The organism is Pseudomonas sp. NFPP02, from assembly GCF_900119355.1.
Taxonomy (GTDB): Bacteria; Pseudomonadota; Gammaproteobacteria; order Pseudomonadales; family Pseudomonadaceae; genus Aquipseudomonas; species Aquipseudomonas paracarnis.
Map to the genome: position 1 here is coordinate 37,112 of NZ_FPJI01000008.1, position 26,455 is coordinate 63,566.

At 56.9% G+C, this 26,455-nt stretch carries 30 protein-coding genes; 23 read left to right on the forward strand and 7 right to left on the reverse strand.

Annotated elements, in window-relative coordinates:
• Positions 1-215 precede the first annotated feature (215 nt).
• The 3 genes from BT204_RS15240 to BT204_RS15250 form a co-directional block, all read right to left on the reverse strand.
• The gene (locus BT204_RS15240) at positions 216-473 is read right to left on the reverse strand and encodes an ogr/Delta-like zinc finger family protein (RefSeq protein ID WP_072447324.1); all 258 of its coding nucleotides are present in this window, start codon (positions 471-473) and stop codon (positions 216-218) included.
• 74 nt (positions 474-547) lie between these two features.
• Positions 548-1,417 carry a phage portal protein gene (locus BT204_RS15245; RefSeq protein ID WP_072447326.1) on the reverse strand — a complete coding sequence of 290 codons (870 nt, stop codon included), beginning with the start codon at positions 1,415-1,417 and terminating at the stop codon, positions 548-550.
• Positions 1,329-3,380, reverse strand: a complete 2,052-nt coding sequence (locus BT204_RS15250) for a terminase large subunit domain-containing protein (RefSeq protein ID WP_072447327.1) — start codon at positions 3,378-3,380, stop codon at positions 1,329-1,331. Before BT204_RS15250 ends, BT204_RS15245 begins: the two co-directional genes overlap by 89 nt.
• A gap of 163 nt (positions 3,381-3,543) precedes the next feature.
• On the opposite strand from BT204_RS15250, the gene BT204_RS15255 reads away from it, so the two are divergent.
• From BT204_RS15255 to BT204_RS15365, 23 genes are all read left to right on the forward strand, one after another.
• A complete protein-coding gene (locus tag BT204_RS15255; RefSeq protein WP_072447329.1) occupies positions 3,544-4,461 on the forward strand; it encodes a GPO family capsid scaffolding protein in 918 nt (305 codons plus the stop codon).
• Position 4,462: 1 nt separating this feature from the next.
• Positions 4,463-5,485, forward strand: a complete 1,023-nt coding sequence (locus BT204_RS15260; RefSeq protein WP_072447331.1) for a phage major capsid protein, P2 family — start codon at positions 4,463-4,465, stop codon at positions 5,483-5,485.
• Complete coding sequence (gene gpM, locus BT204_RS15265; RefSeq protein ID WP_072447332.1) at positions 5,482-6,210, forward strand: phage terminase small subunit; 729 nt, start codon at positions 5,482-5,484, stop codon at positions 6,208-6,210. Before BT204_RS15260 ends, gpM begins: the two co-directional genes overlap by 4 nt.
• Before the next feature lie 97 nt (positions 6,211-6,307).
• Complete coding sequence (locus BT204_RS15270) at positions 6,308-6,778, forward strand: head completion/stabilization protein (protein WP_072447334.1); 471 nt, start codon at positions 6,308-6,310, stop codon at positions 6,776-6,778.
• Positions 6,775-7,224: a phage tail protein gene (locus BT204_RS15275; protein ID WP_019817377.1), complete on the forward strand. Its 450-nt coding sequence runs from the start codon at positions 6,775-6,777 to the stop codon at positions 7,222-7,224. Before BT204_RS15270 ends, BT204_RS15275 begins: the two co-directional genes overlap by 4 nt.
• Positions 7,214-7,894, forward strand: a complete 681-nt coding sequence (locus BT204_RS15280) for a phage virion morphogenesis protein (RefSeq protein ID WP_072447336.1) — start codon at positions 7,214-7,216, stop codon at positions 7,892-7,894. Before BT204_RS15275 ends, BT204_RS15280 begins: the two co-directional genes overlap by 11 nt.
• Positions 7,895-7,905: 11 nt before the next feature.
• Complete coding sequence (locus tag BT204_RS15285; RefSeq protein WP_072447338.1) at positions 7,906-9,021, forward strand: DUF2586 domain-containing protein; 1,116 nt, start codon at positions 7,906-7,908, stop codon at positions 9,019-9,021.
• A 6-nt stretch (positions 9,022-9,027) separates the two neighbouring features.
• The gene (locus BT204_RS15290; RefSeq protein WP_072447340.1) at positions 9,028-9,477 is read left to right on the forward strand and encodes a phage protein; all 450 of its coding nucleotides are present in this window, start codon (positions 9,028-9,030) and stop codon (positions 9,475-9,477) included.
• Complete coding sequence (locus tag BT204_RS15295; protein WP_072447343.1) at positions 9,477-9,695, forward strand: TraR/DksA C4-type zinc finger protein; 219 nt, start codon at positions 9,477-9,479, stop codon at positions 9,693-9,695. The genes BT204_RS15290 and BT204_RS15295 overlap by 1 nt, the downstream gene beginning before the upstream one ends.
• A complete protein-coding gene (locus BT204_RS15300; protein WP_032879140.1) occupies positions 9,692-9,898 on the forward strand; it encodes a hypothetical protein in 207 nt (68 codons plus the stop codon). Before BT204_RS15295 ends, BT204_RS15300 begins: the two co-directional genes overlap by 4 nt.
• Positions 9,895-10,428, forward strand: a complete 534-nt coding sequence (locus BT204_RS15305) for a lysozyme (RefSeq protein WP_072447345.1) — start codon at positions 9,895-9,897, stop codon at positions 10,426-10,428. Before BT204_RS15300 ends, BT204_RS15305 begins: the two co-directional genes overlap by 4 nt.
• Positions 10,428-10,880 (forward strand): lysis protein, encoded by a 453-nt coding sequence (locus tag BT204_RS26950; protein ID WP_083544069.1) that lies wholly within the window; start codon positions 10,428-10,430, stop codon positions 10,878-10,880. The genes BT204_RS15305 and BT204_RS26950 overlap by 1 nt, the downstream gene beginning before the upstream one ends.
• 34 nt (positions 10,881-10,914) lie before the next feature.
• Positions 10,915-11,202: a putative phage tail assembly chaperone gene (locus BT204_RS15315; protein WP_043047322.1), complete on the forward strand. Its 288-nt coding sequence runs from the start codon at positions 10,915-10,917 to the stop codon at positions 11,200-11,202.
• Positions 11,203-11,372: 170 nt separating this feature from the next.
• Positions 11,373-13,685, forward strand: a complete 2,313-nt coding sequence (locus BT204_RS15320; RefSeq protein WP_072447349.1) for a phage tail tape measure protein — start codon at positions 11,373-11,375, stop codon at positions 13,683-13,685.
• Positions 13,682-13,999: a DUF2590 family protein gene (locus BT204_RS15325; RefSeq protein ID WP_072447351.1), complete on the forward strand. Its 318-nt coding sequence runs from the start codon at positions 13,682-13,684 to the stop codon at positions 13,997-13,999. The genes BT204_RS15320 and BT204_RS15325 overlap by 4 nt, the downstream gene beginning before the upstream one ends.
• Entirely contained in the window at positions 13,996-15,168 is a 1,173-nt protein-coding gene (locus BT204_RS15330; RefSeq protein ID WP_072447352.1) for a baseplate J/gp47 family protein, read from the forward strand. The genes BT204_RS15325 and BT204_RS15330 overlap by 4 nt, the downstream gene beginning before the upstream one ends.
• Entirely contained in the window at positions 15,165-15,689 is a 525-nt protein-coding gene (locus BT204_RS15335; RefSeq protein ID WP_072447369.1) for a phage tail protein, read from the forward strand. The genes BT204_RS15330 and BT204_RS15335 overlap by 4 nt, the downstream gene beginning before the upstream one ends.
• 8 nt (positions 15,690-15,697) lie before the next feature.
• Positions 15,698-18,118, forward strand: coding sequence for a phage tail-collar fiber domain-containing protein (locus BT204_RS15340; protein WP_072447371.1), 2,421 nt, complete (start codon positions 15,698-15,700; stop codon positions 18,116-18,118).
• Between the two features lie 8 nt (positions 18,119-18,126).
• Positions 18,127-18,834 carry a DUF4376 domain-containing protein gene (locus BT204_RS15345; RefSeq protein WP_072447374.1) on the forward strand — a complete coding sequence of 236 codons (708 nt, stop codon included), beginning with the start codon at positions 18,127-18,129 and terminating at the stop codon, positions 18,832-18,834.
• Positions 18,831-19,754, forward strand: coding sequence for a hypothetical protein (locus tag BT204_RS15350; RefSeq protein ID WP_072447523.1), 924 nt, complete (start codon positions 18,831-18,833; stop codon positions 19,752-19,754). The genes BT204_RS15345 and BT204_RS15350 overlap by 4 nt, the downstream gene beginning before the upstream one ends.
• Positions 19,751-20,302, forward strand: coding sequence for a baseplate complex protein (locus BT204_RS15355; RefSeq protein ID WP_072447376.1), 552 nt, complete (start codon positions 19,751-19,753; stop codon positions 20,300-20,302). Before BT204_RS15350 ends, BT204_RS15355 begins: the two co-directional genes overlap by 4 nt.
• On the forward strand, positions 20,299-21,003 hold the full coding sequence (locus BT204_RS15360; RefSeq protein ID WP_072447378.1) for a hypothetical protein: 705 nt from the start codon (positions 20,299-20,301) through the stop codon (positions 21,001-21,003). Before BT204_RS15355 ends, BT204_RS15360 begins: the two co-directional genes overlap by 4 nt.
• Positions 20,976-21,947 (forward strand): hypothetical protein, encoded by a 972-nt coding sequence (locus BT204_RS15365; RefSeq protein ID WP_072447380.1) that lies wholly within the window; start codon positions 20,976-20,978, stop codon positions 21,945-21,947. Before BT204_RS15360 ends, BT204_RS15365 begins: the two co-directional genes overlap by 28 nt.
• A 123-nt stretch (positions 21,948-22,070) precedes the next feature.
• Here the strand turns inward: BT204_RS15365 and BT204_RS27480 are convergent, their stop codons facing one another.
• The 4 genes from BT204_RS27480 to BT204_RS15375 all read right to left on the reverse strand — a co-directional run bounded on the left by BT204_RS27480 (position 22,071) and on the right by BT204_RS15375 (position 26,094).
• Entirely contained in the window at positions 22,071-23,480 is a 1,410-nt protein-coding gene (locus BT204_RS27480; RefSeq protein WP_072447382.1) for a hypothetical protein, read from the reverse strand.
• Positions 23,481-23,636: 156 nt separating this feature from the next.
• Positions 23,637-24,386: a HipA N-terminal domain-containing protein gene (locus BT204_RS27485; RefSeq protein ID WP_139271516.1), complete on the reverse strand. Its 750-nt coding sequence runs from the start codon at positions 24,384-24,386 to the stop codon at positions 23,637-23,639.
• Entirely contained in the window at positions 24,379-25,362 is a 984-nt protein-coding gene (locus tag BT204_RS27490; RefSeq protein ID WP_139271517.1) for a HipA domain-containing protein, read from the reverse strand. Before BT204_RS27490 ends, BT204_RS27485 begins: the two co-directional genes overlap by 8 nt.
• 516 nt (positions 25,363-25,878) lie before the next feature.
• On the reverse strand, positions 25,879-26,094 hold the full coding sequence (locus tag BT204_RS15375; RefSeq protein WP_038451147.1) for a hypothetical protein: 216 nt from the start codon (positions 26,092-26,094) through the stop codon (positions 25,879-25,881).
• Positions 26,095-26,455 lie beyond the last annotated feature (361 nt).

The following is a 26,455-nucleotide window of genomic DNA, read 5'->3' on the forward strand; positions in this document are numbered from 1 at the left end:
CGCACAAACGCGGATGTCGGTTACGTTGAAATGGCAGCATCCGCGCGGTATGAGCTTTCGCACACTGAGCGACGTCTGATTGGGTTGTATCGTCAGTTGAGCCTTCGCGACAAACAGCGATTGCGCAGACTGACCGAAGCGCTGATAAGCAACCCGGATCATTCCGACGAAGACTGACCCCTGCGCCGCTGAAACTCGATTGTCGGCGGCGCGCATTATGCGACGGCCTGCGATCCGAGCTTTTCAAATAGCTCCTGCTGTTGGGCCCTAGGCATATCTCTCAGCCGATCCATCAACAGCCTGTCGAACGTCTGAGCGGATGGGCTAAGCGTATGAGAAAACGTAAGGTTAGCCACCCAGCTATGTCCGCACTTGGCATCGAGACATTGGCAGTAAAGTTTCGCGAAGTCGGCGGATAGCACATCACGCGATGCGATCCGACCTTTGTGCCCGCACTTACAAGTCACTCTCATATTCCCTCCCCAGGGTGCAACGAATTGCCACTATGTTCGCATGTGGTGCAGTATATTTCTCTACTTGTGAAGTATCAGGTAGTGGTTTCACCTGCTTTATCGATCTTTTTCCAGTCGATGCGCCTGTCATGACGAAGTACATCATTGAGTTGGTTGAACAGCTGACAGATCGGCCTGATCTCGTTGCTGGTGTACACACGATCTATTTTTTCGATGTCCCCGAACCCACCGTTGTTTTCCGGGATGATTCCGGCCAAGGCAGGGTTCATACGCCACGCCGCGATCACGTCATTGCGCGTGATGTTCTTCACCTTCTCTAGTTCGTCCTTGGCCTGGAAGTCCCCTACGGGGATGATCTGGATGGCGTTTTCCTTGCCGTTGGGGATGTTGACGAACATCGAGCGGAAGTTACCCACACCCTTGCTTGCGCTGATTTGGGCCCGCAGGTTCTCTTCGTCTTCTTCGGTCAGGTCCGGGTCGTTTGTGTAGAAGATGTAACCCGCGTGCGCGCCGTTGCTGTAGTAGCGCCGGCGGAATAGGGTGGCAGCTTCGTTCAGCAACAGCGCCTGCAGGCCGCCCAGATAGTCGGGCACGCCGTAGATGTTCTGTTCCACGTCGTAGTCCAGGACGTGTTCGATTTCGTCTTGGTGGAAGTCCATGTACTTGCTGTCTGGCAGCAGCATCCTGAAACCGCCGTCGACCTTTACCCGCATGTTGATCGCCGGTAGGTGCTGCATCTCCAGAACTTCACCAAAGGCGTTGGTATCACGATAGAAATACGCCTCCCCGAACACCATGTAATCCAGGCTCGCCCGGCCCATGGTCTGCGTGCTGCAGCCCTCGGACGGGATGAATTCACGCAGCAGCAGGTTGCGCTTGAACTTGGGGATGGCGCCGTGGTGCGCGTTGGCGCGCAGTAGCTTGGCCAGGCCCGCCCGCGACACCGGAGGCTTGTAGATTTCGCCGTCGTCGCTGAGAAACACCCCCAGGTACTCGCCTATGTTGCCGGACAGCACCTGCTCCGGTTCCCCGAAGGTGAACGCCCGCATGGGCTGTGGCTGTTGTACCTGCTGGCTGGCTTGGGGCTTTTTGTGTCGTGGCTTGGGCATTGGTTCCGCTCGTGACATAGCGGCTACGGCGCCGCTTGTTGGTGTTGAGGGGTTCATTGAACAGGGCGTGCATGATCGACCAGGCGATATCTGCATGGCCGGTGGCGTCGGTGCGCGAAGCGCTGTAGGTGACCTGGCCGCTGGTGGTGGTACCGCGTTTGATGGTCAGGAACGCCTGGGCGATGTCGGTCCAGCCGGCGTCCCACTCGATGCGGCTGCCCTGGATCGTGTCCTGGGCCTTGAGTACCAGCGTATTTTTGGTTTCAAGGCTGTAATGGATAGCAGTCGCACGCGGGTAGAAGTCGCGCACCAGGTCAAACACGCCGTAACCGATACCGGTCGTGTCGATGCCGATGTGCTGCACGTTGAAACGCTCGGTAAGCTTCTTGACCTGGTCGGCCTGGTACTTGAACGACTGACCACGCCAGCTGTGCTTTTCCAGAATGCGGAATTTCGCCCCGGGTTCCAGTGGCGGGGCGATCACCACGCAGGTGGCGTCGTCGCGGGTCCGGCTTGGATCGTAGCCAAGCCAAACAGGGCTGTTACCAAACGGCCGATCCAGGTCCGGGTTGTAGTCCTTCCACAACGACAGGTCGGAATAGCATCGCTCCAGATCCTTGAGGCCGAACGCGCTCTGGCTACTGTCGATGAACTTGCAGTAGAACAGCTGCTGGAATTTGTCTTCGTCGTACTCCAGATGCAGCTGCTCCAGGTCGAACAGATCGCAGCCGCCGGCGATGGCATCGTCCAGGGTGATGGTCTTGCGCCATTGACCATCCGGGCACAGCGCGCCCTGGGTGTAAGACGCCTCGGTGGGCCAAGTGCCGCCGGCTTTCTTGCCGCGTTTGCTGTTGCGAAATTCCTCACCGGACCAGAACGGATAAGCCTGGTGCGACACCGCGCTGGGCGTCGAAAAGTAGGTTTTACGCCACTTCTTGTGGGTGCCCATGGCGCTGGCCACGGTGCTGAGTTTGTCGAAGTCACGTATCCAAAAATACTCATCGACATAGACGTGGCCATGGTAGCCCTGGGCGGTGCTGCTGTTGGTGCTGAGAAAGCGCAACTCGGCGCCGTTGCTGAGCGTGATCGGGTTGCCGGTCAGCTCGATGTCGAACCATTGTTTGGCAAACTGGATGATGTAGCTGCGGAAAATCTCCGACTGCGAGCGGCTGGCCGACAGGAACACCTGGTTGTCGCCAGTCAGCACCGCATCCATGAACGCTTCGCCGGCGAAATAGTAGGTGAGACCCACTTGGCGGCTTTTCAGAATGTTGCGGATTCGGCACGTCAGCGGGTTTTGCTTGGCCGCGAACAGCTCCTGCTGATAGCGGTACATCTTGCTGATGAACTTATCCAGGAAGTCGACTTCGGTCAGCCCGCTGATGTCGTTCTTGGCTTTTTTCTCGCGTTTCTTCCCTCCGCTATCGCCACGGCCCGAACGTTCGCCACGCGTGCCCTGGCGGCGTTCCTGCGGTTCGCTGCCTGATTCCCCGACCGGTGCCGGCGACGGCTTGACCGCTTGCTTTAACAAGCGCTCGCGTACCGTTGTCAGGCGGTCCAGCTCGTTGAGTTCGTCTTTGGTCAGGCTGCTGGCTTTGTCCAGGAGCAGGGTGATACGCCGGCCAACAGCGGTCAGCGGTTCTTCGTCCGACAGCATGTCCTCCCAACCGCCCTGGCGTATCCAGTAGTAGACGATGCGGATGTTGGGCAGGTTGAGCTGCGCCTGAATTTCCTTGGCCTTACAGCGGCGTAGAAACAGGCGTTTAGCGGCTTCTTTAACTTCGGTCGAGTAGTACATGGGCCGCAGTCTATGCGGCGAAAACGCTGGAAACGCGGGGTTAAATTCCGTGATCCACCTATATCGCTGATATAGGTGAAACGCGCATTTGAACCGTTTGTTTGGGGCTTGGCGGCTCCCTATCGTGGCGGCTCATTCAACCGATTGAGCGCAGTTATCGCCCATGCCCCGTTCCCTTGTTTCATTCTGGAAACGTGTCGCCACCAGCGGCATTACCGCCGATGGTCGCGAGATCCTTCCCCAGGAACTGCGCGATATCGCTGAAACCTATAAACCGTCGAAATACACGGCTGTGATCTGGTGTGAACACCAGCGTGCAGAAGGTTCTTTCGGCACCGTTTACGCGGTCCGTCTGGTCGAGGAGGGCGATGATCTGGAGGAAGGGCAGGTTGCCCTGGAGGCCCAGCTCAAGCCCAACGATCGGCTGCTGTACCTGAATGACCAGGGGCAGAAGCTGTTTACCAGTATTGAGATTTGGCCGAATTTCGCCGGTAGCGGCAAATCCTACCTGACCGGCCTTGCGGTCACCGACACACCGTCAAGCCTTGGCACTCAAGAGCTGTACTTCTCCCGCCAAACCAATAAAGCGACGTACTACGCCGCGTCCGTTGAACTGGGCTCTTTTGAAGCTGAGCCGCAAAGCGAGGTCGGCAAGTTGATCGGCTTGCTCACCGGTTTGTTCAAGCGCTTTTCCACGGATGCCGAGCCCGCCGAACCCACCACCCCAACTGAGAGCAAACCCCCAATGGATGAAGCTACCGCAACGGCGCTTAAAGCCCTGCTGGAGCAGCTGCTTGTCGTCGCTGCCGGCATTCAGGCTGTGATTGAACCCGCCGCCGCAGACGCACCAGAACCCGACCAGGCACCCATCGACGACGTGAGCACGGCCGTAGACGAGATCGTCACTACAGCAGAAGACGAGCGTGAGTTCAGCCGTAAGGGCGCGGCCACGAATAAGGCACTGTTGGCGAGCATGGCGGCTTTGGAAAAGCGCTTCACCGCACTACAGAACACCTCGGCCGGTCGCCAGTTGCCACGCAACCCCGGTCCAGTAGCCGCCCCACGACGTAAGGTGCTCTGACATGGCCCAGCCATTAAGCGCCCGTGGCGCCAAACAGTATGCCGAGCTGCAAGAAGCGATGGCCGAAGCGTACGGCGTCGAGCGATCGAGCCGCATGTTCAGCGTGGAACCGACGATTGCCCAGGAGCTGAACGACGCAATCACCGCGAAAGCCGACTTCCTGGAACGTATCAACGTCGTCCCGGTCAGCGAGATTAAGGGCGAAAAAGTCTTTATCGGTGTGAATGGCCCGGTCACTGGCCGCACCAATACCAAGACCACCGACCGCGAAGCCAAGGACGCCTCGGCGCTGGACAACACCACCTACGAACTGGCTGATACCCAGTCGGACGTGGGCCTGCCATACGCCAAGATCGACGCCTGGGCGAAGTTTCCCGACTTCAAAGAGCGCTATTCCGCTGCTGTGCAAAAACGCATTGCCCAGGACCGTATCGTTATCGGCTTCCACGGAACCCGTGCCGCCCCTCAGACCGATCTGGCGGCCAATCCAAAGCTGCAGGACGTGAACAAGGGCTGGCTGCAGCAATTGCGCGAGCAGGCCCCGCAGCAGGTGCTTAAAGAGGGCGCCACCGCCGGCAAGGTGACGTTGGGCGCTGGTGGTGACTACGCCAACCTTGATGCCCTGGTGCATGACACCAAGCAGATGGTGGACGAGATCCTGCGCGAAGATGGCGACCTGGTCGCGATCATCGGCACCGACTTGCTCGCCTCTGACAAGGCCAAGCTGTACACCAAGCAAGGCGACACGCCGACCGAAAAAGAGCGCATCGAAAACGCCCAGGTGATTGCGACTTATGGTGGCCTGCCAGCTTTCAGCGTGCCGAACTTCCCGGTCAACGCGGTGCTGGTCACCAGTTGGGACAACCTGTCGATCTACTACCAGGACACCAGCTGGCGTAAGCAGACGATCGAGAACCCGAAGCGCTCCCGCGTCGAGGACTACAACAGCCGCAACGAAGGCTACGTGATCGAGCAGCTGGAAAAGATCGCGTTCACTGAAAACGTTGAATTGGTGGCGGCGTGAGTTTGGCCCTGGCGCACAAGCGCCGCACCCTGGCCATGGGCAGCACTGCAGTAGCGGCGATGTCCGCTGCTGCAAGCTTGGCCTATTCGCCGGCCGATGCGCTGAGTAGTCCCGCCAATGCTCGCAAGCACCTGCTACTGCAGGAAGCGGCATTGGACCAGGACCTGGAGCGCCTGAGCGCGATGAAAGGAGCTATGGCGGGACGCCAGTTGCTCAAGCGCGACGAGCTGCTGCCCAAGTACCAGGAATACGTCCAGCGCTACTGCGAGTCGGGGCTGAACTTCCCTAATCGCGTTGCAGTGCAAGTTATGGTGTGGCTGTTCGACACCGCCCAGTTCGAAGACGCGCTGGAGCTGGCCGACTTCCTGATGGAGCAAGGCCAGAAGATGCCGGAGCGATTCAAGCGCCGCGACATCCAGACCTTTGTTGCTGATGCGGTAGCCGACTGGGCCTACGACGAATACAACGCGGGCCGCAGCCCTGAGCCTTACCTATCCGAGCTGTTGCCCCGCGTTGACGGCGAATGGGACCTGCCTGAGCAGATCCCGAGCAACTACCACAAGTTGATCGGCATGCGCGCTATGGAGGCTGAGCAGTGGGAAACCGCGCTCAAACATTTGGAGCGCTCTACCGAGCTGTACCCGAAAGCCGGCAACGACACCCGCATCAAGAAGGTCCGCAGGGCCTTGGAAAAACAAGCGGCTGCTAACCCGGCCTCCGAATAACCGACTACCCCCCCAGCGGGGACCTGTGGAAGTGAGCCGCCCATTTATGGACCGTCCCACTGAAAACAGGCTCCCCGCCCTATTTGAGCGGCCAGCAATGAGCTTTTCCGGGAAACCCACCACCTTTGTGGAACTGACGATCGAGAATGACGGCTTCTGGCCAGACCTTTCCGTGACCGAGTTTCAGAAAGAACAACGCGTGCCGGCTGAGTACCTGGTGGAGCTGCTGGTCGACACATTGAAAAGCGCCATGTTCGAAGTGAACACCGACCTGGCCCGCGTGAGAGCGAAGCTGCAGACGGCAGGGGTATCGAACCTGCAGGCAGCGGCCGGCGTGGCCACCCCGGCAGGATGGGCTTACGCCTATAAGGTCACGCTCTATAAACGCGCTGTCTACAGCCGTGCCAAGGGCAATTCACTGCCCCAGTTCGCCACTGTCACCCGCCGCGAAAGCGCCGAAAACACGGGCAAGGAAGCGCCGGAGCGTGCTGAAACCTTCCTGGCTTTTAGCCAGCAGGCCGTGCGTGCCCTGCAGGGCCGTGGCCGCATTACGGCGTCGTTGCAATGATCCAGTTGCAGGCGCTGACCGCCTACCTGATGTCCCGCAACCTGGTGCCGCCTGAGCAGTTCGACAGTTGGACCGAACAGGTCAGCCTTGAGCTGATCTGGAAGCCCGACCGCGACGGCCTGCACATGTCTGATATGCGCTACCGCGCTGTGTTCTCTCTTGAGCGTTTCACCGGCAACCCGGCGCGACTGATGGCCCTGGTAGGCAGTTGGCTGGAAAACCACGATCCCGATCGGGACCGACACGAACTGCCAGCGCCGCTGTTTGCTGTTGAACCCCTCGACCAGGACAGCTTCGACGTAGACCTGTCCCTGGAATTCATCGAGCCGCAGTACCTGGCCGAAGATCCCGCCGGCGAGATCGAGGCGTTCGGCAAGACTTGGGCGTTCGTCCCATTCGATCTATGGGTAGCTGAGCAAGGCGAGGTTGGTAGCGATGGCCGCTAATCCGCTGGCCCTCGATATCAGGGGCACGGTCAACGTCGACGCCCAACTGGCGCTGCTTGAGTTGCCGCCCCAGTTGCGCCGGCGACTGCTGAACAACGTGACCAAGCGCGTGCGGACGATGAGCCGTAAGCGGGTACGCGAACAAAAGAACCTGGACGGCACGCCGTTCGCTGAGCGCAAGGGCTCGGCCAAGGGCAAAAAGAAGATGGAAGCCGGCCTGGCCAAACTGCTGCAGGTGACCCGCGTCAGCTCCGACGAAGCCGAACTGGGCTGGAAAAACGCCCTGACTCGTTGGGTCGCCGCGCAGCAGCACAACGGCGTCAGCGAGCGACGTACCGCCGCGCAGATGCGGCGCTGGAACAAAGTCCCCCCAGGCATCGCCTGCACCGACAAACAGGCCAAGCGCTTGCGCCGGCTGGGCTTCCGCGTCCGCCAGAAGGGCAAAAAGGCGTTGGCCAGGCCGTCAGTGGCCTGGATTCAAGAGCATGTGAACTACGCCAAGGCCGGCTTGCTGATCCGCATTTTGAACGACGAACGAACCGAAACAACGGGCGCGCAGAGCTGGGATATCACCCTGCCAAAACGCCAGTTCCTCGGTGTGGAGAGCGGGAGTGAAACCCGCGACCTGGTTAACCAGGTGTTCCAACAAATCCTTAATTCACCCCGCTAACGAGGCACACCATGGCACTTGGCAAGGTCAGCGTTAACAATCTCAATCTGGGCCAAGGCGCCGTGACTGAGATCGAGCGCTATTTTCTGTTCATCGGCCCCGGCCCGAAAAACGCCGGCAAATTGATCGCCCTTAACACCGACAGCGACCTGGATTCCCAGCTCGGCCTGCCGGCCAGCGATCTGAAAACCCAAGTCACGGCCGCACGCTTGAACGGTGGCGATCGCTGGGCATGCTTGGCAGCGCCAATCGGCCCCGAAGGCGACTGGCAAACGGCCCTGGAGCAGTCCCAGCAACAAGGTTTTTCTGTCGAGGCCGTGGTTATCACCCAGCCGGTGACCAAGGGCGCTGAGCTGTCAGCGATGCACGACGCCGCGATTGCGCTCGGCAACGTCTATGGGCGCCGCGTGTTCGTGATGGCGGCCACGCCTAGCCCGACACCGCTGCAGAGCTGGTCTGAATACCTGGTGGACCAGAAAGCCATCGTGGACGGTCTTGCCGCTCCCCGTGTGCTGGCCGTTCCTCAACTGCACGGCAATGACCTGGGCGTGTTGGGCGGTCGTTTGGCTAACGCTGCAGTGAGCATCGCAGACAGCCCTATGCGAGTGGCAAGTGGTGCCGTTTTGGGCCTGGGGCCGGTGCCTGTGGACAAGGAAGGTATCCCGTTGCCGTCCTCGATCCGCGCCGAGCTGGATAAAGCCCGCTTTTCTGTTTCACAGACCTATCCCGATTACCCAGGCGTGTACTGGGGCGACGGCAACATGCTGGACACGCCGGCCAGCGACTACCAAGTGATCGAATATCTGCGTCTTTCAGACAAGGCGGCGCGCCTGGTGCGGCCGCTGCTGATCCGTCGCGTGGCTGACCGTCGCTTGAACAGCACCGCTAACAGCATGGCCGTGAACGTCAACGCGTTGATGGCTCCACTTCGCAAGATGGCCAAGTCAGTCAAGTTTGCCGGCGAGGTGTTCCCGGGCGAGATCGAATCGCCGAAAGACGGCGACATCGTGCTGACCTGGAAGAGCAAAACCGCCGTTGAGGTGTACATAAAAATCAAGCCCCACAACTGCCCGAAAGACCTCACGGCGAACATCGCCCTGGACCTTTCCACCGACGATTCGGAGTAACCCCCCATGTCACGTATTGGCGGCAAGAACTTCGACGTGAACCTGGGCGATCTGCAGGTCCACGTCGAGAGCTGCACCCTGGATATCACCGACAACAGCAAGACCGCGCAAACCCGGGGCGTGCCTGACGGCTACGTTGACGGCGACGTGGCGGCAGCGGGCGAGATGGAATTGGACTCCACCAACTTTGCCCTGGTCGTCGAGGCGGCACGTACTGCAGGCAGCTTTCGCAAGCTGGAAGCCTTCGACGTCTTGTTCTTCGCCAAGGCCGGCGACGACGAGCTGCGCATTGAAGCGTTCGGCTGCAAGTTGAAGGTGTCGAGCCTGTTGAACATCGACCCCAAGGGCGGCGAAAAGACCAAGCACAAGGTGCCGTTTGAGGTCACCAGCCCGGACTTTATCCGTATCAACGGCGTGCCGTACCTGGATGCAACCGAGATTGAGGGCATTAGCTGATGGTCTGCCCGTTCGACCGCGCCCAAGCCCTGGAACAACGTCAGCGGGACCAGGCTATCGACGCCCAGTTGGCCCAAGCCCGGCGTGAGTCAGCGGGCCCAAGCCTTACTCACTGTCAGGACTGTGACAACGAGATTCCTGCAGCGCGCCAGGCGCTTGGCGGCAAGACCCGTTGCGTACCGTGCCAGTCTTTTTTCGAAAGAGGAATGCAGCGATGAGCGCGAATCAGGCGGCCCAGGACACCGCCATCGCATTGGCAAAGGCGTCGCCTGCGATCGGTGTTGCGGCCACTGGCGCGACAGGGACCGTCGATTGGTCGGCTGTCGCCTACATGCTGACTGCCCTTTACATGGTGCTGCAGATCCTGCTGCTGGTTCCCAAGTATCGCCAAATGCTGCGCGACTGGAAGGTGAAACCATGAGCCTGCGCGGCAAGATTGCCGCCGGCGCCATTGCGCTTTGTAGCTCAACGCTGGTGGTGTTCCTGGGCATCTGGGAAGGCAACGGCCAAAACACGGTTTACGCCGACAAGCTGGCCCGTGACCTGCCGACCGTATGCAAAGGCATCACCCGCCATACCAGCCCTTACCCGGTGGTCGTGGGTGACTACTGGTCGGACGCCCGGTGCAACGAGGTCGAGCAACTGGTGATCAGCAAAGGCCAACTGCAACTGGCCGACTGCATCACCAACCAGGACGTGGGCCAGAACACGTTCGACGCCCTGAGCAGCCATGGCCACAACTTCGGCAACCCCAGCACCTGCGCGAGTCGCGCCGTGGGCCTGATCAATGCCGGCCGCATCAAAGAGGGCTGTCAGGCCCTGGCCTGGGCGCCTGATGGCAAAACCCCGGTGTGGGCCTTCGTGACCACCGCCCAGGGCAAAAAGGTGTTTATCCCGGGCCTACACGCGCGCCGTCTGGCGGAAGCGGCTCTGTGCGAGACGGACCTGTGATTCGCGAAGGCACTTTCATCCTGGTGGCGTGCCTGGTGGCCTGGTTCGGCTTTGACCTGCTGGAAGGCCAGCGCGACACCGCCCGTAGCGAGCGTGACGCAGCGTTGTTCGAAGCCAGCGGCCTGCGCGAAGCGGCGCGCATCAGCGGCGAGATGCTGGCCGAGCGTGACGCCATCGACCTTCAACGTACCCAGGAACTGAACTATGAACGTGCTGAAAACGAGGCTCTGCGCCTTGACGTTGATGCTGGCCTTAAGCGGTTGCGCCTCAACGCCACCTGCAGCGCCCCAGCCGCCCAAACGGCCAGCACCGGCTGCGTGGCTGATGCAAACACCCCCGAACTCACAGCAGACGCTCGACAGGATTATTTCACCCTCAGAGATCAGCTTGCCCTCAGTCGGCAAATGATCCTGGGCCTGCAGGACCACGTGCGCCGGGTTTGCCTGCGCTGACTCACCACTTTTTTAACCTGAATGGAGTTACACCATGACCGATACACGCGATATCACCCTGGAAGTCGGCGACAAGGAATTTACCTTCGCACTGACCCCGCAGGACGTGACCAAGTACTTCAACGCCGTGACCCAGACCAACAAGGTTTCGCCGGCCAACAACCTGCTGGTGACCACCGTCAAGCAGGAAGAGCGCGCCAGTCTCAAGGCCCAGTTGGGCAACCCGGTACTGGTCATGCAACTGGCCGGCGCGCTCCTCGAGGAGTACGGCCCGGACGTTGAAATCACCGTAAAAAAGCCCTCGACCACGCCGAACGACTAACCGAAAACGGCCTTGGCCAACTGGTGGCCTTGGCCGGTCGTTGGCTACCTGGTGCCGAACCCACCGCCGAGGTGATGGGGACGGCCAAGTGGCTGGAGGACGAGCACTGGCGGCGGATGGAGATTGCCATCGCCAATGGCATCGCCCACGCACTCAACGGATAAGCATTGATGACAGACCGTAGCGCCCGCCTGGCCTTCATTTTGAGCCTGACCGATAAGGTCACCGCCCCCATGGGCAAGGTGAAGACGAGCTTTTCTGACTTGGCCCAACAGGGCCAGAAGAACATCACCCAGATGGGCCTTGGCCTGGCTGGGATGGTGGGCGCCGGCGTGGCCATCACACAGTCCCTGGAACCGGCCCTGGAGATGAACCGCGCCTTGGGCGAAGTCCGATCGCTGGGCGTGGCCGAAGATGCGCTGAACGCACTGAATCGCAAGTCGCTGGAATTCTCCGTCGCTTATGGGGAGAACGCCCGAGATTTTGTCGCCTCGGCGTACCACATCGAAGGCGCCATTAAAGGGCTGGTGGGCAATCAACTGGCGACGTTCACCAACGCCAGTGATGTGCTTGCCAAGGCCACCAAGGCCGACGCAGACACCATGGGCACCTACGTCGGCACCATGTACAACCTGTTTAAGGGCCAGGCCGACGCCATGGGCAAGGGCCAGTGGGTTGAAACGCTGGCCGGCCAAACTGCCACCGCCGTGCAACTGTTCCGCACCAGTGGCGAGCAGATCGGTGAGGCATTCAAAGCGGCGGGCGGCCTGGCCAGCACTGCCGGTGTGAGCTTGGCCGAGCAAATGGCGGTGCTGGGCACGTTGGGCAGCACCATGGATGGCGGGGAGGCCGGTGGCCTCTACAAGTCGTTCTTTGAGAACGTCAGCGGCGCATCGGAAAAGCTCGGCATGTCCTTTGTCGACCAGCAGGGCAAGTTGCTGCCAATGATGAACATCCTGGACAAGCTCAAGGGCAAGTTCGGGGATCTGTCGATCGAGGCCAACGGCAAGCAACTGCGCGACGCCTTTGGTGGTGAAGCGGCCCGCCTGATCACTACCCTGATGGGCGACACCGGCCGCTTGAAAAACGGCATGGAGCAGTTGGGCAATGTGCGCGGCCTGGAGAACGCCGAGCGCATGGCCAAGGCTATGGTGGACCCGTGGCAACAGTTCGGCGCCGCTGTGCAGGCCCTGCGTATTGCCTTCGGCCAGTCATTGATCCCGATCCTGGCACCGCTAATGGATCGCCTGGTGGGGATCGCCAGCACGCTGACCCGCTGGACCCAGCTGTTCCCCAACATCACCCGCGTGATCGGCATCGCCACGTTGGTGGTGTTCGGCATCATCGCCGCCATGTCCTTGCTCACCTTGACCGTGGGGATGTCGAAGATGGTTTGGTTGGGCCTGGTCACGGTGTGGAAAGTGCTGACTATGGCGGGACTGCGCAGTATCGCCATGTTCCTGTATCACACCGTTATGGTGATTGGCTTCGTGGCCGGCCTGGTGCTGATGGTCGCCTGGATGGGCCTGGTCAAAGGTGCAATGCTGGTGTGGCAGGGAGCTATTTGGTTGGTCAACACCGCGTTGCTGGCCAATCCGGTGACCTGGATTGTGATCGGCATCGTTGCCCTAGTCGCGGCCGTGGCGGCGGCAATCATTTACTGGGACCAGTGGACCAGCGCGCTACTCAACAGCGAGGCGTTCAAATGGGTCAGCGGCCAACTGACCGCATTGTCTGACTGGTTCGACTCGATGGGTGGTTGGTCTGCCATGGCCAGCGCCGCCTGGGACGGCATCGTCAGCATCTTTAAGCAGGCCATCAATGGCTTGATCGAGATGTTGAACAAGATCCCCGGCGTGAACATTGAGGCGGCGTTTGGTGATATGCCGGCGGCGCCTGAACTGCCGGGTATCAGCGCTCCAACCGTTGAGGCGCCGTTGCTGCCGCAACTGGTGAGCGCTCCCCAGCAGCCGATCCAGGCGCCGCCTTTGGTCATGGCTGCAACGCCAGACACCCCCGCGCCAGCAATGCCCACCCTCAACGCGCTGCAGCCTCAAGCCCAAGCGCCCGCCCTGGTGGTCGCACCGGTGCCGAAAACACCGGCTTCAATAGCACAGCCACTGACCGCGCCCGAGGTATCGCGCCCAGTGCCGGCACTTGTGGCCGCACCTGCACTGAAAACCCCGGCGCCGATCGGGCCACAGTTGAACGTCCCGCAACCAACCCAGCCGCCGGCCCTGGTCACCGCATCTAAACCGACCGAAAAGGCCGAGCAAAGCCAGCAACGAATCAACAGCGCAGTGACCAGCCTGTCACCCAAGCGGCCGGACGCTGTTCCCCGTGGCGGCCTGCTGGCCAGCATCCAGAACAACAGCCAAACCCAAAACAAGGGCACGCATGTGGAGAACGTCAACATTCACACCGGTAAACCGATGAACCCGCTGGAGCTGGAAGGCATGTTGGCCATGGCGGTGGGTGGATGAGCGAATACATCGACTTGCTGATCAGGGACAACGATCTGGTTCTGGACCCATCGCGTCAGCCGTTGCTGATCGAGGACCGGGCCAGCATCGCCCAGGACATCGCGCACATGATCCGCGAGAGCGGCTTACTGGTCACGTTAGTGGCCGAGCGCAGCAAGTTGCGTCAGCGCGACTGCATCCAGCAACTGGAACTGCTGGTTGAGGCCGATGCACGCCTGGTACCGGGCACAGCACTCATTAAACAAGTGGAGTCTGGCCAGTACCTGGTCACGGCGAAAACGCTGAAATTTGGCGACATCGAGGTGGCCTTGTGACCGACGTTGATTTTAAACAGGCGCTGGCGGATGGCGGCATCCCGGTCACTGAGGAAGGCTTGCGCCAGGCGTGGGAAAAGGAAGTCGCGGCCCAGGGCAGCAAGATGAGCAACACCAGCGCTTACTCACCGTTCTGGCGGGTGATCACCGCCCTGGTGACCAAGCCGGTGCTATGGCTGATCAACTTTGTCAGCGGTACGGTCCTGCCCAACTTCTTTGTCAAAACCGCCCGCGACAAGTGGCTGGACATGCTGGCTTGGGCGGTCAACGTCGAGCGCAAAGGTGCGACCAAGGCAAAGGGAATGCTGTTGTTTACCCGTGATGTTGCTGGCGGCGTGCTGCAGCTGCCGGCTGGCATCCAGGTGCAATCGGCAGCGATTAACGGCCACGTTTACCAACTGGTTACTACCCAGGCGGTGACCTTTGCCGATGGCGTGCTGCAGTTGGAAGTGCCTGCAGAAGCGCAGGAGGTCGGCAGCGGCTACAACTTGGCCCCGGGTTACTACGCCATTTTGCCGGTGCCCATTGCTGGCATCGTCCAGGTGGTGAACACCGATGGCTGGCTGATTGCACCAGGTGCAGATCCTGAGCCCGACGATCAGCTACGTTTGCGCGTGCGCAACCAGTTTTCAGCGGTCAATCAATGGCACACAGACGCGGTGTACCGCGCCATGATCGCGGCCTTTCCAGGTGTGCGGCCGGACGGTGTGTATTTCCTGCATGGCGCACCTCGGGGCCCAGGCAGCGCCAATGCCTATGTGTTGTTTGAAGCTGACGTGCCGGCAGCGACGTACCTGGAGCAAATCAACGCCCACATCCGCGACCAGGGAAACCATGGCCATGGGGATGATTTGTTGGTGATGGTGATGCCCGAAACCCAGCATGCATTGCGTGTGTCGTTGTGGCCTCGGCCTGTCTTGACGAGTGAGCAGCGCACCAAGCTACAGGCCGAGGTCGATCAATTTATCCGTGCTGCCTTCCGTGAAAGTGGAACCGGTGATTACCAGCCGACCCTGACCTATCCGCAGGCGCGATTTTCATTCAGCCGCCTGGGCGAAGAACTCCACCAGCAGTTCCCCGGCATTGAGTCACTGCACTTCGACAATGACGACATCGTGTCTGAGCTGACCATTCCACGCATCAGCAGCCTGCAGGTGGTGTTGCCATGATCAAGCTCGGTTTGCCGTTCTGGCTCGATGGCCCGCAGTTGTCCAAGCTGAAAGCTGCCGCACAGTCTTGGTGGGAAACGGTAGAGGGCTGGCTGCAATGGCCACTGCTGCAGATGGACGCCGAAACCTGCCATCTGACCGTTCTTGATTTGCTGGCCTGGGAGCGGGATATCACCCGCTTCAAGGACGAGCCAGAAAGCCTGTACCGCTTGCGAGTCAAGTTCGCCTTTCTCAATGCTGTCGACGCCGGCAGCACGGCAGGACTCAAGCGCATTCTGCAGCGCCTGGGTGTGGGCTACGTCGAGATCGACGAACGTATGTCAGATCGGGATTGGGACGTTGTGCTACTGCGCCTTTCCGACTCGCAGCTGTCGCAGAACCCTGAGCTGCTGCGCGTGCTGATCCAGCAATACGGCCGCACCTGCCGGCGCTATGACTTCGTGACCATCACCCCCGTATCGCTGCGCATCGTCGCGGTGGACTTCAACGACGATCAGCAAACGCTGATCGCCAGCCTGTAGGAGCCCCAATGGGAGCCAGTATTACCCTTGCAGGTGAAAGCCTGATTGCCCAAAAACTGGGCTCTAAAGAGCGCCTCGATGTCGTGCGCTTTGTGTTCGCCAATGTGCCGGGCCTCGACCCGAACACGCCGGTAAACCGTGGTGCCGCAAAGCCGCCGGCAGCGCAGATTGTGCATACCTACACGATCCCGCCACAGAACATCGGTTTTGTGAACCCTAACCAGGTGGTCTACAGCTCGATGCTAGGCAGTGATATTGGGGACTTTGACTGGAACTGGATCGGCTTGGAAACCGCCGAAAACGTGCTGCTGGCCGTGGCCTATGTGCCGCTGCAGCAGAAGCGCAAGAATATTCCCCCGCTGCAGCTGGGCAACAACGTTACCCGCAACATCCTGGTGGTGTTTGACGGAGCCCAGGCACTGACTGGCGTCACCATCGACGCCAGCACCTGGCAGCACGACTTCACCGTGCGGCTTAAAGGCATAGATGAACGTGAGCGCCTGAGCAATCGAGATGTATTTGGCCGTGCCTGTTTCTTTGGAGCCGCGTTCCAGGTTGAAAAGGTCGGCCAGGGATACCAGCTTGCACCAGGCCTGGCCTATATCGAGGGGGTACGAATCCAATTAAGCGCGCCGTTGCCCTTGGCCCTTCCAGCAATTCCGGTGCCCGTGTGGCTACATGTGGCGCTACGCCGCGAGTTAAACGATGTCGTGGCGACTTGGAAGGTGGTTTTTGATCCTAACCAGGTCGACTACGTGGACAGCGCCGGCACCCAGTATTTTTGTATTTCTTTGGCGTCTATCACCAGTACTGCAATCACGGACCACCGGACGGTTGAGCCGATTACCGCGCCGCTGATTCAGTACTTGGCTGCGCGCAACGGTGACTATCAGAACTTGCGCGCCAGGGCGACCACTAAAGGCGATGTAGGGCTGAGTAATGTGCCCAATGCCATCAGCGACGATGATGACACCAATAGCAGCTCTATCCTGGCTACCACCAAGGCCGTCTATACGGCTCGTTGGACGCTGCAGAACGCCATCAACAAGTTGATAAACGGTGTCACGCCGGCCGGTAAGGCCAAACAGCTGGAGACTGCACGCCGGTTGTCGGTGAGCGGGGCGGCTACAGGTTCGGCAACCTTTGACGGCACTGCCGATGCCAACATTGCTATGACGTTGGCAGATACAGGGGTAGTGCCTGGCACCTATACGAAGGTGCTGATTAATGCCAAAGGTCTGGTCTACGGAAATGAACGCTTGGTGCGAAGTGATATCCCCGCCCTGGACTGGTCGATCATCACCACCGGAAAGCCTACAACGCTGGACGGGTACGGCATCACTAACGCGCTGCCACTGGGGACCACAGATAAGCGCCCACAACTGTATGCGCCGGTGCCAGGGCGTACTTACACAAGCGGGGCGTTAGAGATTCGAGAGGCACAATTGGTGTATGACGCTCAAAGCGGGTTTGATTATGCGCCACGTATGATTTTTCACTGGGCGACTGTGGTGGCCGGTGATTTGGCTATGGCTGCTGGTGGCCAGCTTTGTTGGAATGGAAGCGCTATTTGGCATAGCGGCAGCTTTGATCCGAACACCAAAGCGGACAAGGCCACAACCTTGGCCGGTTATGGCATCAAGGATGCTATTCAAATCGGCAAGTATGGTTTGGCGTCGAACGTGGCCCCCCAGGCGGCGATCGACACTATCGGTCTACCAGGTGGTTTCTATTACTTTGGTGAAGGAGCCACCAGCTTTTCCCAGTACGCGGGGTTGGTAAATATTCCCTACGGCAGTGGCGAATACGCTGGGCAGATCGGGTTTGTACAGGGACGGGCAGAGCCTCGTGTGTTGATCCGTTCTGTGACAAACACTGAAAAGGGATGGACGCCAACACGCGAGGTTTGGCACACAGGCAACCTGAACCCCAGCACTATCGTGCCTGCCGGTGCCATTGTAGCGTTCGCTATGGACGTCCCTCCTACCGGTTATCTCAAGGCTAACGGTGCCTTAGTTTCCAGGGCCATCTACGCGGATTTGTTCGCCCAGATCAGCACCTATTACGGCACCGGCGACGGCGTCTCTACCTTTGCCCTGCCTGATCTAAGGGCGGTATTTGTCCGTGGCGCGGATGACTCCCGAGGTGTTGACCCGGGCCGCAATTTTGGCTCGCTGCAGAGTAGCCAAAACGCTTCGCATAGCCATACCGCCACCAGTGATGTGCAGGGCGAGCACTCCCACGGAATCTGGCCGATCGCGCTCAATATCGCCACAGGTCAAGGTGCCGGACACTACTCGGTAGGCGCTAATTTGTCGGCAAACAGCACAGCTGCAGGCGCCCACAGCCACAACATCACAGTAAACGCGTCCGGCGGCAATGAGTCGCGGCCTATCAACGTCGCGATGATGTATTGCATCAAGTATTGAGGTTCAACATGAAAACCAAAATGGTCTACCAAACCAACCAACTGGGCCTTTATGTCGGCCAGGCCGAGGCCGAAGAATCGCCCCTGGAGCCTGGTGTGTTTCTGATCCCCGGCGGTTGTGTCGAGACGGCGCCACCGAAGATCCCGGCAAACAAAGCAGCTTGCTGGATTAACGGAAAGTGGAGCCTTGTTGATTATTTTGACGGGCTCATCGTCTACAGCATCACTACCGGTGAACCGCAGACGATCACCGGCCTGGGGCCAATTCCCAGCGGCTACACCGTGAAAAAGCCAGGGCCTGACCAGGTGTGGAAGGATGGCGAATGGGTAGACGATATCGGCGCAATACTGGCCGCGTTGTATGAACAAAAGCTGCAGGAGATCAACACTGGCTGTAATCGTCATATCGAGAGCGGGTTTATCTCCAGTGCATTGGGCGGGCCATACCGTTACAGCAGCCAGATGGATGACCAAATCAATCTGACGGGTATGGTCTTAAGCGGCCTGGATGCTAGCTACGCTTGTTTCGATGCCAACCAGGTGAAAGGTTTTCTCCCGCATACAGCGGCCCAGTTGCACCGGGTGAGCCAGGATCTGGTCCGCTTCAAACAAGCGGCGCTGCAGCACGCCAACAATCTCAAGCAAGACTTGGCCATCGCGCTTAAAGATAAAAAGCTCAAGGTCATGAAGGCCATTAAATGGGCGCCACCGGCATGACCTGGAGCCCGGTCACAATGCGCTGGCCAGACCAGGCAACCCAATGGATGGGCCAGCTATCAGCGGCTAAGGATCTGGCCAGCACTGAGCAGGCCAGCACTGCCAAGCGCTTGGCGGACCTGGACGGCAAGGCCAGCACCAACCCGGGGCCGGTGGGTGACGCCGCCCAGGGCGCGATCGTTGCCGGCCGTGGGGCACTGGCTGATCAGATGGGCGAGGCCCCGGCGTGCCTGGTGGTGACGCCATTTCAAAGTGGTATCGGCCAGGGTCGTGGCTATCAGCGCTTCCTGTCGGCGCCGAACCTGCTGCAGCAACTGGCTGGCAAGCTGGTGGACGTGAGCGACACCGGCCGACCGGATGGCCCCCAGTTCGCCCTGTGCCTGATGTTCCTGGCCACGCGTTTTGATCAGTTAGCCGAGAGCCTGGCCCACTTCAATGCGCTATTGCCCATACCTGACCTGGTGCGAGCCGAGCGCCGCGCACGGCACCTGTCGAAGCTGGAGACGGAAAAGTGGGAGATCCCCGCCGCCGGCACTTTGCCGCGTTGGCAGTCGTTGCCCCTGGAGCGTTGCACCGTGGTCAAGGCCGCGCAGCAATCTATGTCAGGCCAGCTCGCCGTCCTTGAGAGCTACGCGGCCGACAGCTCGCCCATGGGCGACCTTGCCGCGTTGGCCAAACGCAAGGCAGCTCAACAGCAGGGCCGGGATCAGCAACTGGCCGACCTGAAAGCCTCACTCGCCGGCGGCAACCCTGACAGCAGTATGCGCGCGCGCCTGATCGGACCAGGCAACGCCACCGAGCTGCGCCAGGCGCTGCTGGCCGGTGACGCCCCGGGGCATGAATGGGTGCTGTGTGCCGGCGCGCTCCTGGTGGGATCGGAAAAAGGTCTGAGCTTTGTTCGTGAGTTGGTGGGCCTATGACGCTGCTACTGGATGGGCAAGAGGTCCGCGGGAAGAACCTCAAGGTCACCGGCAATCTGCGCATTGAGAGCGACGATTTGTCAGGCCAGACGAGCAACACCGAAAAGGGGCACAAGGGCTTCAAGCCCAAGACCCTGACGGTTAGCCTCATGATTCCCTTCGTTGACCAGGTGCAGCTGCGCGACCTGATGCGCCTGGTGGAAGCGACCGAAGGCGGTGGCCAGCTCAAGACCTACCGCATCGTCAACGACACCGCCGCCGCATTTGGTATGCGCCAGGTGACGTTCACCGAAGGCGTGAGCGCCCGGGAAGACGACAACCTGCGCGGCTGGCTGATCCAGTTCACCCTGACTGAAAAGCTGTCGAACCCTGAGAAAGTCGAGGGCCGGCGATCGGGCAACGCGGTCACCGCGCAGTCCGGCCCAGGCGGGGCAGTGGGTGGTAGCGGTGGCACCGGTGGCGATTCCAACAACGGACCGGAAGAACTAACCGGCTTTGAAGCCACATTGAAAAAGGTGGACGGTTGGCTGGGCGGGGCTAACACATGAAGTTGCATAAGGAGCTGGCCATCAACGGCGTGCCCTACGTCCTGGTCAAAAACGAAGTCCGACTGGACGCGAAAAGCCCCGGCCGGGCGACATTCACTATCCAAGCCTCGGCGCCGGTCAAGGGGCTGGTGACGCTCGATATCGGCTACAACGGCAACACGCTGCGGCGACACTTCATTGGCTACGTCGAACGCTCCACCACGGCCAGCAGCACTCAACAGGTGCTGTTCTGTCGCGAGCTGGCCGCGATCCTGGCCAACCCGCTGCCGCTGAACCTGCGTCACGTCGATCTTCGCGCTGTCTTGGTCGAGATCAGCCAGCACACCGGGTTGCGCTTTCGCGTCCCGGATCGGCCCTACGCGGGCGTTAAGGCGCCGTTCTTCTACAGCCTGGCCGCTGGCTATCAAGCCATGGACAGCCTGGCCCGGGTTTTCAACATCCCCGACTTTATCTGGCAGCAGCAGGGCGACGGGGAAGTGTTCGTGGGCAGTTGGGTCGACAGTTTCTTTGGCGTTCGCTCGCCGCTACAGCTGCCGGTGGAACTGTTCGACGACTACCAGGGCAATCAAAGCGCAATGATTGCAGCCCTTCCCGGGTTGCGACCAGGTGCAACAATCAACCACGGCGAGCGCATCACCAGTGTGGCGCTCATCGACAACCAGATGGCCATCCGATGGACGACGCAATCCGCCACAGCGTAGAACGACAATTCCCCGAACTCACCGGCGGTTATCACCTGCCACGCTTTGCCCGCGTTGTCGCCGTGGCAGACGCCCCGGCCGGCGCCGGCATCTGTGACGACTTTCGGCCGCGCTATGCGGTTGACATCGAGGTCATGGGGCCGGATGGCGAACCAGATACCAAGCTGCCGATACTGGCCGGCGTGCCGTTGCCGCTGCCCACCGGTGGCGAAGAGATGGGTATCTATGCCTTTCCCGAGGAAGGCACCCAGGTTGTGGTGTGCTTCGCCTACGGCCTGCCGCATAAGCCCTATATCCAAACCATCCTGCCCCACGGGCTGAGTATGCCCAGTGTGCCGAAGGGAGATCAGGTTTGGCAGCACAGCGAAGCCAGTCAGCAGCGCGTCGACGCGGACGGCAATTGGCTACGCCAAACGGACGGCAAGATCCGCGATAAGGCGATCGAGCGGGAAGTCGAAGCGATGGGCAACACAGAGACGTTCCAGAGCCACACCAGGACGGTGGACGACCACTCAACTGAGTCGGTGGGTGGGATCAAGACGATCGAGGCGCTGGGTGCCCTCAAGCTACTGTCGGGCGGATCTGCGAGCCTGGCGGCGGTGGATGATCTGCACCAGGCGACCGGGCGCGACTTGAATCAGTTGGTGGGGCAAAAGTACAACGTCACCGTGGGTGGCGATGTGGAGAAAAGAATTGAGGGGTTGCTTAATAGTATGGCTGCGGTCAGCCAGCGTCTGGTTGCGCCTCAAACCTGGCTGGGATCCGAAGCTGTAAATGTACTGCAAGTGGTGTGTGATTTACTGGGTTTGGTAAAAAACATGAACACACAACTGGCTAACCACACACATGGAGCGAGTCCCGTATCCCAGATGTCCGCAGAGTTTTTGAGTAATGCTCTGATATCTTTGGAATTAGAAGCTAAGTTGAAAGACATTACTTGCTAGTGATCGTTATTTAAAGTGCAAGCGTGTGACGTAGGAGTCCAGTAGAGGCTCTGAACTAAGCCGCTTATAAATTGAGCGGCTTAGATTTTAATTGGTTTAGATAAAGTATGCAGAGGATTTTGACTAGAATGCTATATTCGCAATGTCTGCATATGCGTTAAGCCCACCTCTGTGATCGCTGCCAGTCTTAGGCAAGACATATGTGTAACGCTCGTCTTCAAAATATGTGAGTTTCCAATGCTTTCCATCGGCCTTAACATTAAACCCGAGATCTTCCAAAGTATCCTTGATGCTTTTTGACATTTTATTATAGTTGCGAAGAGTTTCTTTGAGGATTTTTGTTTTTTGTTCGTGAAGATCAATGTAGTTATTGCTATGTACTACTGATTTTAATACATGCTCTTTTCGCGAGTTTGCATAGGTGTTCTTATCAATGTAATCTTTTAATGCTGCTAAAACAAAGACATAGATTTCGGAGTCGAAGAGGTCCTCTTCATCCCCGGTATTAATTATAATTCCTCCTTGGACCGGGGTTTTTGATTCTAAGTAACGTACCATCGTGTTGAGTCTTTCTATTTCTCGATTCAAGGTATCAATATGATCACGATTTTGCCCGATTTCTTTTTCATATAATGAAACGATTTGGTTAGCTTCGTCAGCATTGATCCCCTCGCGCTTCATCAATTCAATTGCGTTGCGATTTTTTACGTGGGTAACTTCATCCCAGCTACATTCTTTCGCGGGGATTAAAAGCGAAAGCGCCTCACAAATAGTAGTAAAAATTTCGTTCTCAAAAACTTTTACTTCCTTATTTTCCCTTCTGAAAATAGTCACTCCTGAACCTTTCGGCCAATATATTCCTACTACGCCGCCATAAACATTTCTAGAACCTACTTCTCGCCTTAAGTTATGAGAGAATGCACGGCTGGGTTCTACCACTACATGTGCCATGCCACATAACTTTCTGGCTAGACGTTCTGGAATTATCGAATGTTTGCTAGCTGTGTTGGCACTTATGTAAACAGTCGGGAGTGTGCAGTTACTGTCTCCGTTAATAACTGCTTTTGCTATGCTCAAGCTGTGAGCGCTTTCGTCTAGTTTGATGGGGGTTAACGTAATGGGTATATCCCCATCATGCCCTCCACCAAATCTATCGATAAGTCTTATGACGATTAAAGGTTTTTTTACTTCGGGTGTTGCGTTTGATGCGGTGGTTTTAACTATGCTCGCTTTTACACTTATCCAATGATGATTAGGCTGTGTGCGCGTAGAAATTTCAGTGATCCAACTTGTATTGGCTGAATGCTTGGTGTATCTAAATGATGAAACGCAAAAGCTTGATGTTTCTGAACGAGAAAACTCAACAACTTCTTGATTTGAGGAGTATTTGAAGTCTTCTTCACTGCTAAGTTTTCTCAGATCTTCCTCAGCAAACTCCGTATGAGGCGAATCTAAAATCCAATTAATGCATTCTTTAAAAACTTCTTTATTTGAGGTGTCGCTGTTGAGTGGGAAACTCACGTGTATGGTCATAACCTGAACTCCATTGCAGGAATTTGCAGGTTATCATTTTGATATCATGAGGGCTAGTGATCTTCAATCTGATTACATTGGTGGATAGGTTTCTCCTATCCACCTTGATACTTTGACTTTAAAAAGACTATCGATCAAGTTGGCAATTCTTAGTGATTAGCTAATTTCCCCAGCTAATAGTTTATAACTATCCGATTGGAACGGTGAAAAGCCGTCAGGCCAGGATGTAATTGACTCGCAAAAAACACGGTACTGCTCTGGAGCACTCACATTAACTTTCAGTACACGGATTTTTGTGAGTAACTCATCGCCAGTTACTCCCAACATACGATTTACTTTAATTAAATCTTCATTTAAATATCGTGGGTAGTAACCTAGACGCCTTCCGGTTTTAGGATTAATGATGGCTACTGCGTTAGAGTCTGCTGGGTTCTTGTCTTCATTGATGCAAGGTAGAAAAATGGTATTGTTTAAATTGATAAGGTCACACTTCGCCTCGTCTGAAATGTAGGCGACACCACTGATAAAGAACTTCAAGCGATATTCATTGTTTTCGGTTTTTTGAGGTACTTTCACAATCCGAAAGTTGTCGGTTTTTCGAGCTCCACCCGAAGCGCTTAGAATTTCAAAGGGGTCATTAGGGCCTGGAGCCATGTCGAGCCAGGAAAGCATTGTATAATACTCAGGCCTGCGCTCAGGGATTAGACGATTCTGAAAAAAAGGTAATAGTTCATGAGATACATACTCTTTTTCAAGAATGCTCATTCGTGGAAAAGGAATGAATTTTTTATTAAGAGCGCCTCGAGTGTAGGAGAAAGTATAAATTCCGTCTCGCTCTGTCAGTTTTGCAACTGGCTGCCACATTGTGGTAACAGGGTCTCGCCAGATGACGAATGCACTATTCATATATTTTAATCTGCCGCTTTCTATACGATGGATCCAAGTTTTCTTCGAAAAAAGATACCAGGTTCATCATATTCGATTTGTTACACACCAGCATTTCAAGGGCAAATACTTTAGATACATCGCTCATGATTTCCGTAGGGACTGAATCGATAATAACTCGCATCATCTCTTCAGTCAATCCGTTTAGCTCTTCAAGCCAACTCAATGCGGCCCTCGGATTGAGTATGCCGAAATATTCAAATGCTTTAAAAGTTCTAAGCCTACGTTCCCTTAAGTAAAAATATGACTTGGCCCTAGTTACATATGTTGAGACCTGTTGTCCGCTATCTTTTGAGCTCAGACGTTTATTTTTTGTCTCGTCGGACTCATTTCTCCCTAGTCCGGCCGCGTGGTCAAAGCTTGGTGCGAGATGAAATCGTCCTTTACCTGTTACAATCAGTCCCCAGTTTTCACTATGCCGGTCTTGATTCGAAAGAAGAGTATCAAGCATCAGATAGCCGGTGAAAAAATCTGCAGCTGTTTTAATTCCTGGGCGACTTTTAAAACTCAGTGGCTTGTTCCTAATTATTCTCCTTAAGATAATGTATACGTGCATTATGTTTTGTTTTTCTGTTTTTTTAATGTTTTCGTTATTGATTGGCGCGCTATAGTTTTGCAAGATTTCATTTGCGGTTACTAAATACGTGTTGGATCCTGTTATAAAGCTCCTAGTTATTACTCCTCGAGTTTCATTGTTGTAGGCTAGCTCGTATTGCGCACACGGGATACTTAGTTTTTTTGCAATTTCGCAGGAGACTTTTTCAGACCAGTCTTCACCATCTCTAGTTATGGTGTTGTTTTGTGAATCGTGTGTTTCAATCGACTTAAATAGATAGTCATTTCCTTTTTTGTCTGAACACCAGTATTTTGCTTTGGTGCCTAAAGGTTCAAATTCTTCATGTTTGAATTCAGAAATATCAAAAACTTGATAAGTCATAGAGTTTTCTAACTCGCCGAGAGTGTTTTTTTATATTGCGGTGAGGCTGGCTGAACGTCGCGTTAAGGAACTCAACGCGGCTGCCCGCCGTTGAAGATATGCCTTAATCCTTTTCTTTTGAAGAAAAATATTGCTCGGAAAGCACTTATCCCCCTCCCGCCGACGGGGTCTGCGTTCTTTTTTTGTGCAAACCCAGATGTAGTGCAAACGAATCGGCAGCCCAGGCGGGCCGGGCCGCTCTGCGGGCGAGCGGCAATTTCACAGATTGCAAAGTTTCGAAGAGAAATGCAGAGCGGTTGCACAGCGATGTAGCAAGCGATTACGAACGGGGCAGGGCTGTAGGCCCTGGATTCATTGCTCAAGAAAGAGAAAAATGTAGGAGTACGGGTATTTTCCGAAACGCGATAGATCGAGTTCCTACCCTAACCATTACCTTCGATTCCATCGAAAAGCTGCCCTAGGCCGCCAGGTGCAAGGGGTCAGCGATGAAAGGGGATTTCAAAACCTGTCTTGACCCTAACTGGTTTCTTGCCGTTTGAGGCGGGCCAAACCTTGCTTGATATGGCCGGCGTTTTCACCAATCGTCTCTAAGGCGCCACGCACGTTTCCACCGGCTTCGACTGAGCCTTGTTCTTCTAGGCGAAGCGTTAGCTCCATCAATGCCGCTTCAAGGGCCAACTGATTTTCATACATCCTTCCAAGCACATCCGAAAGCGGATATTCATGCGTCATACGAACGTTCCTCTCGTGAAATCTCAGCCTAGCCCAAAGCAGCAGGATTCGCCTAACAGATGGCTATTTTGGAACCAGGGCTGGGAAAAAGGTAATTTTGGTTAGGAAAGGCATTACACCTGCTGAAGCCCTTGTAATCCGTGGGTTTGACGCATTACCTGGAAGGGTAATATTGGGTAATGGCAAAGGTAATATTCGCCGAAGTGCCCGGTTTTGCTGGGGATTGAGCCTGTCGAGAATTACCCGATAAAAAGGTAATGACCTAACCCATAAATTACCTAATTATTACCTTTCTGAAAAATCATCAACTCATTGAAAATAAAGGGTTTTATTCATTTTTATCAAGCTTATTACCAATATT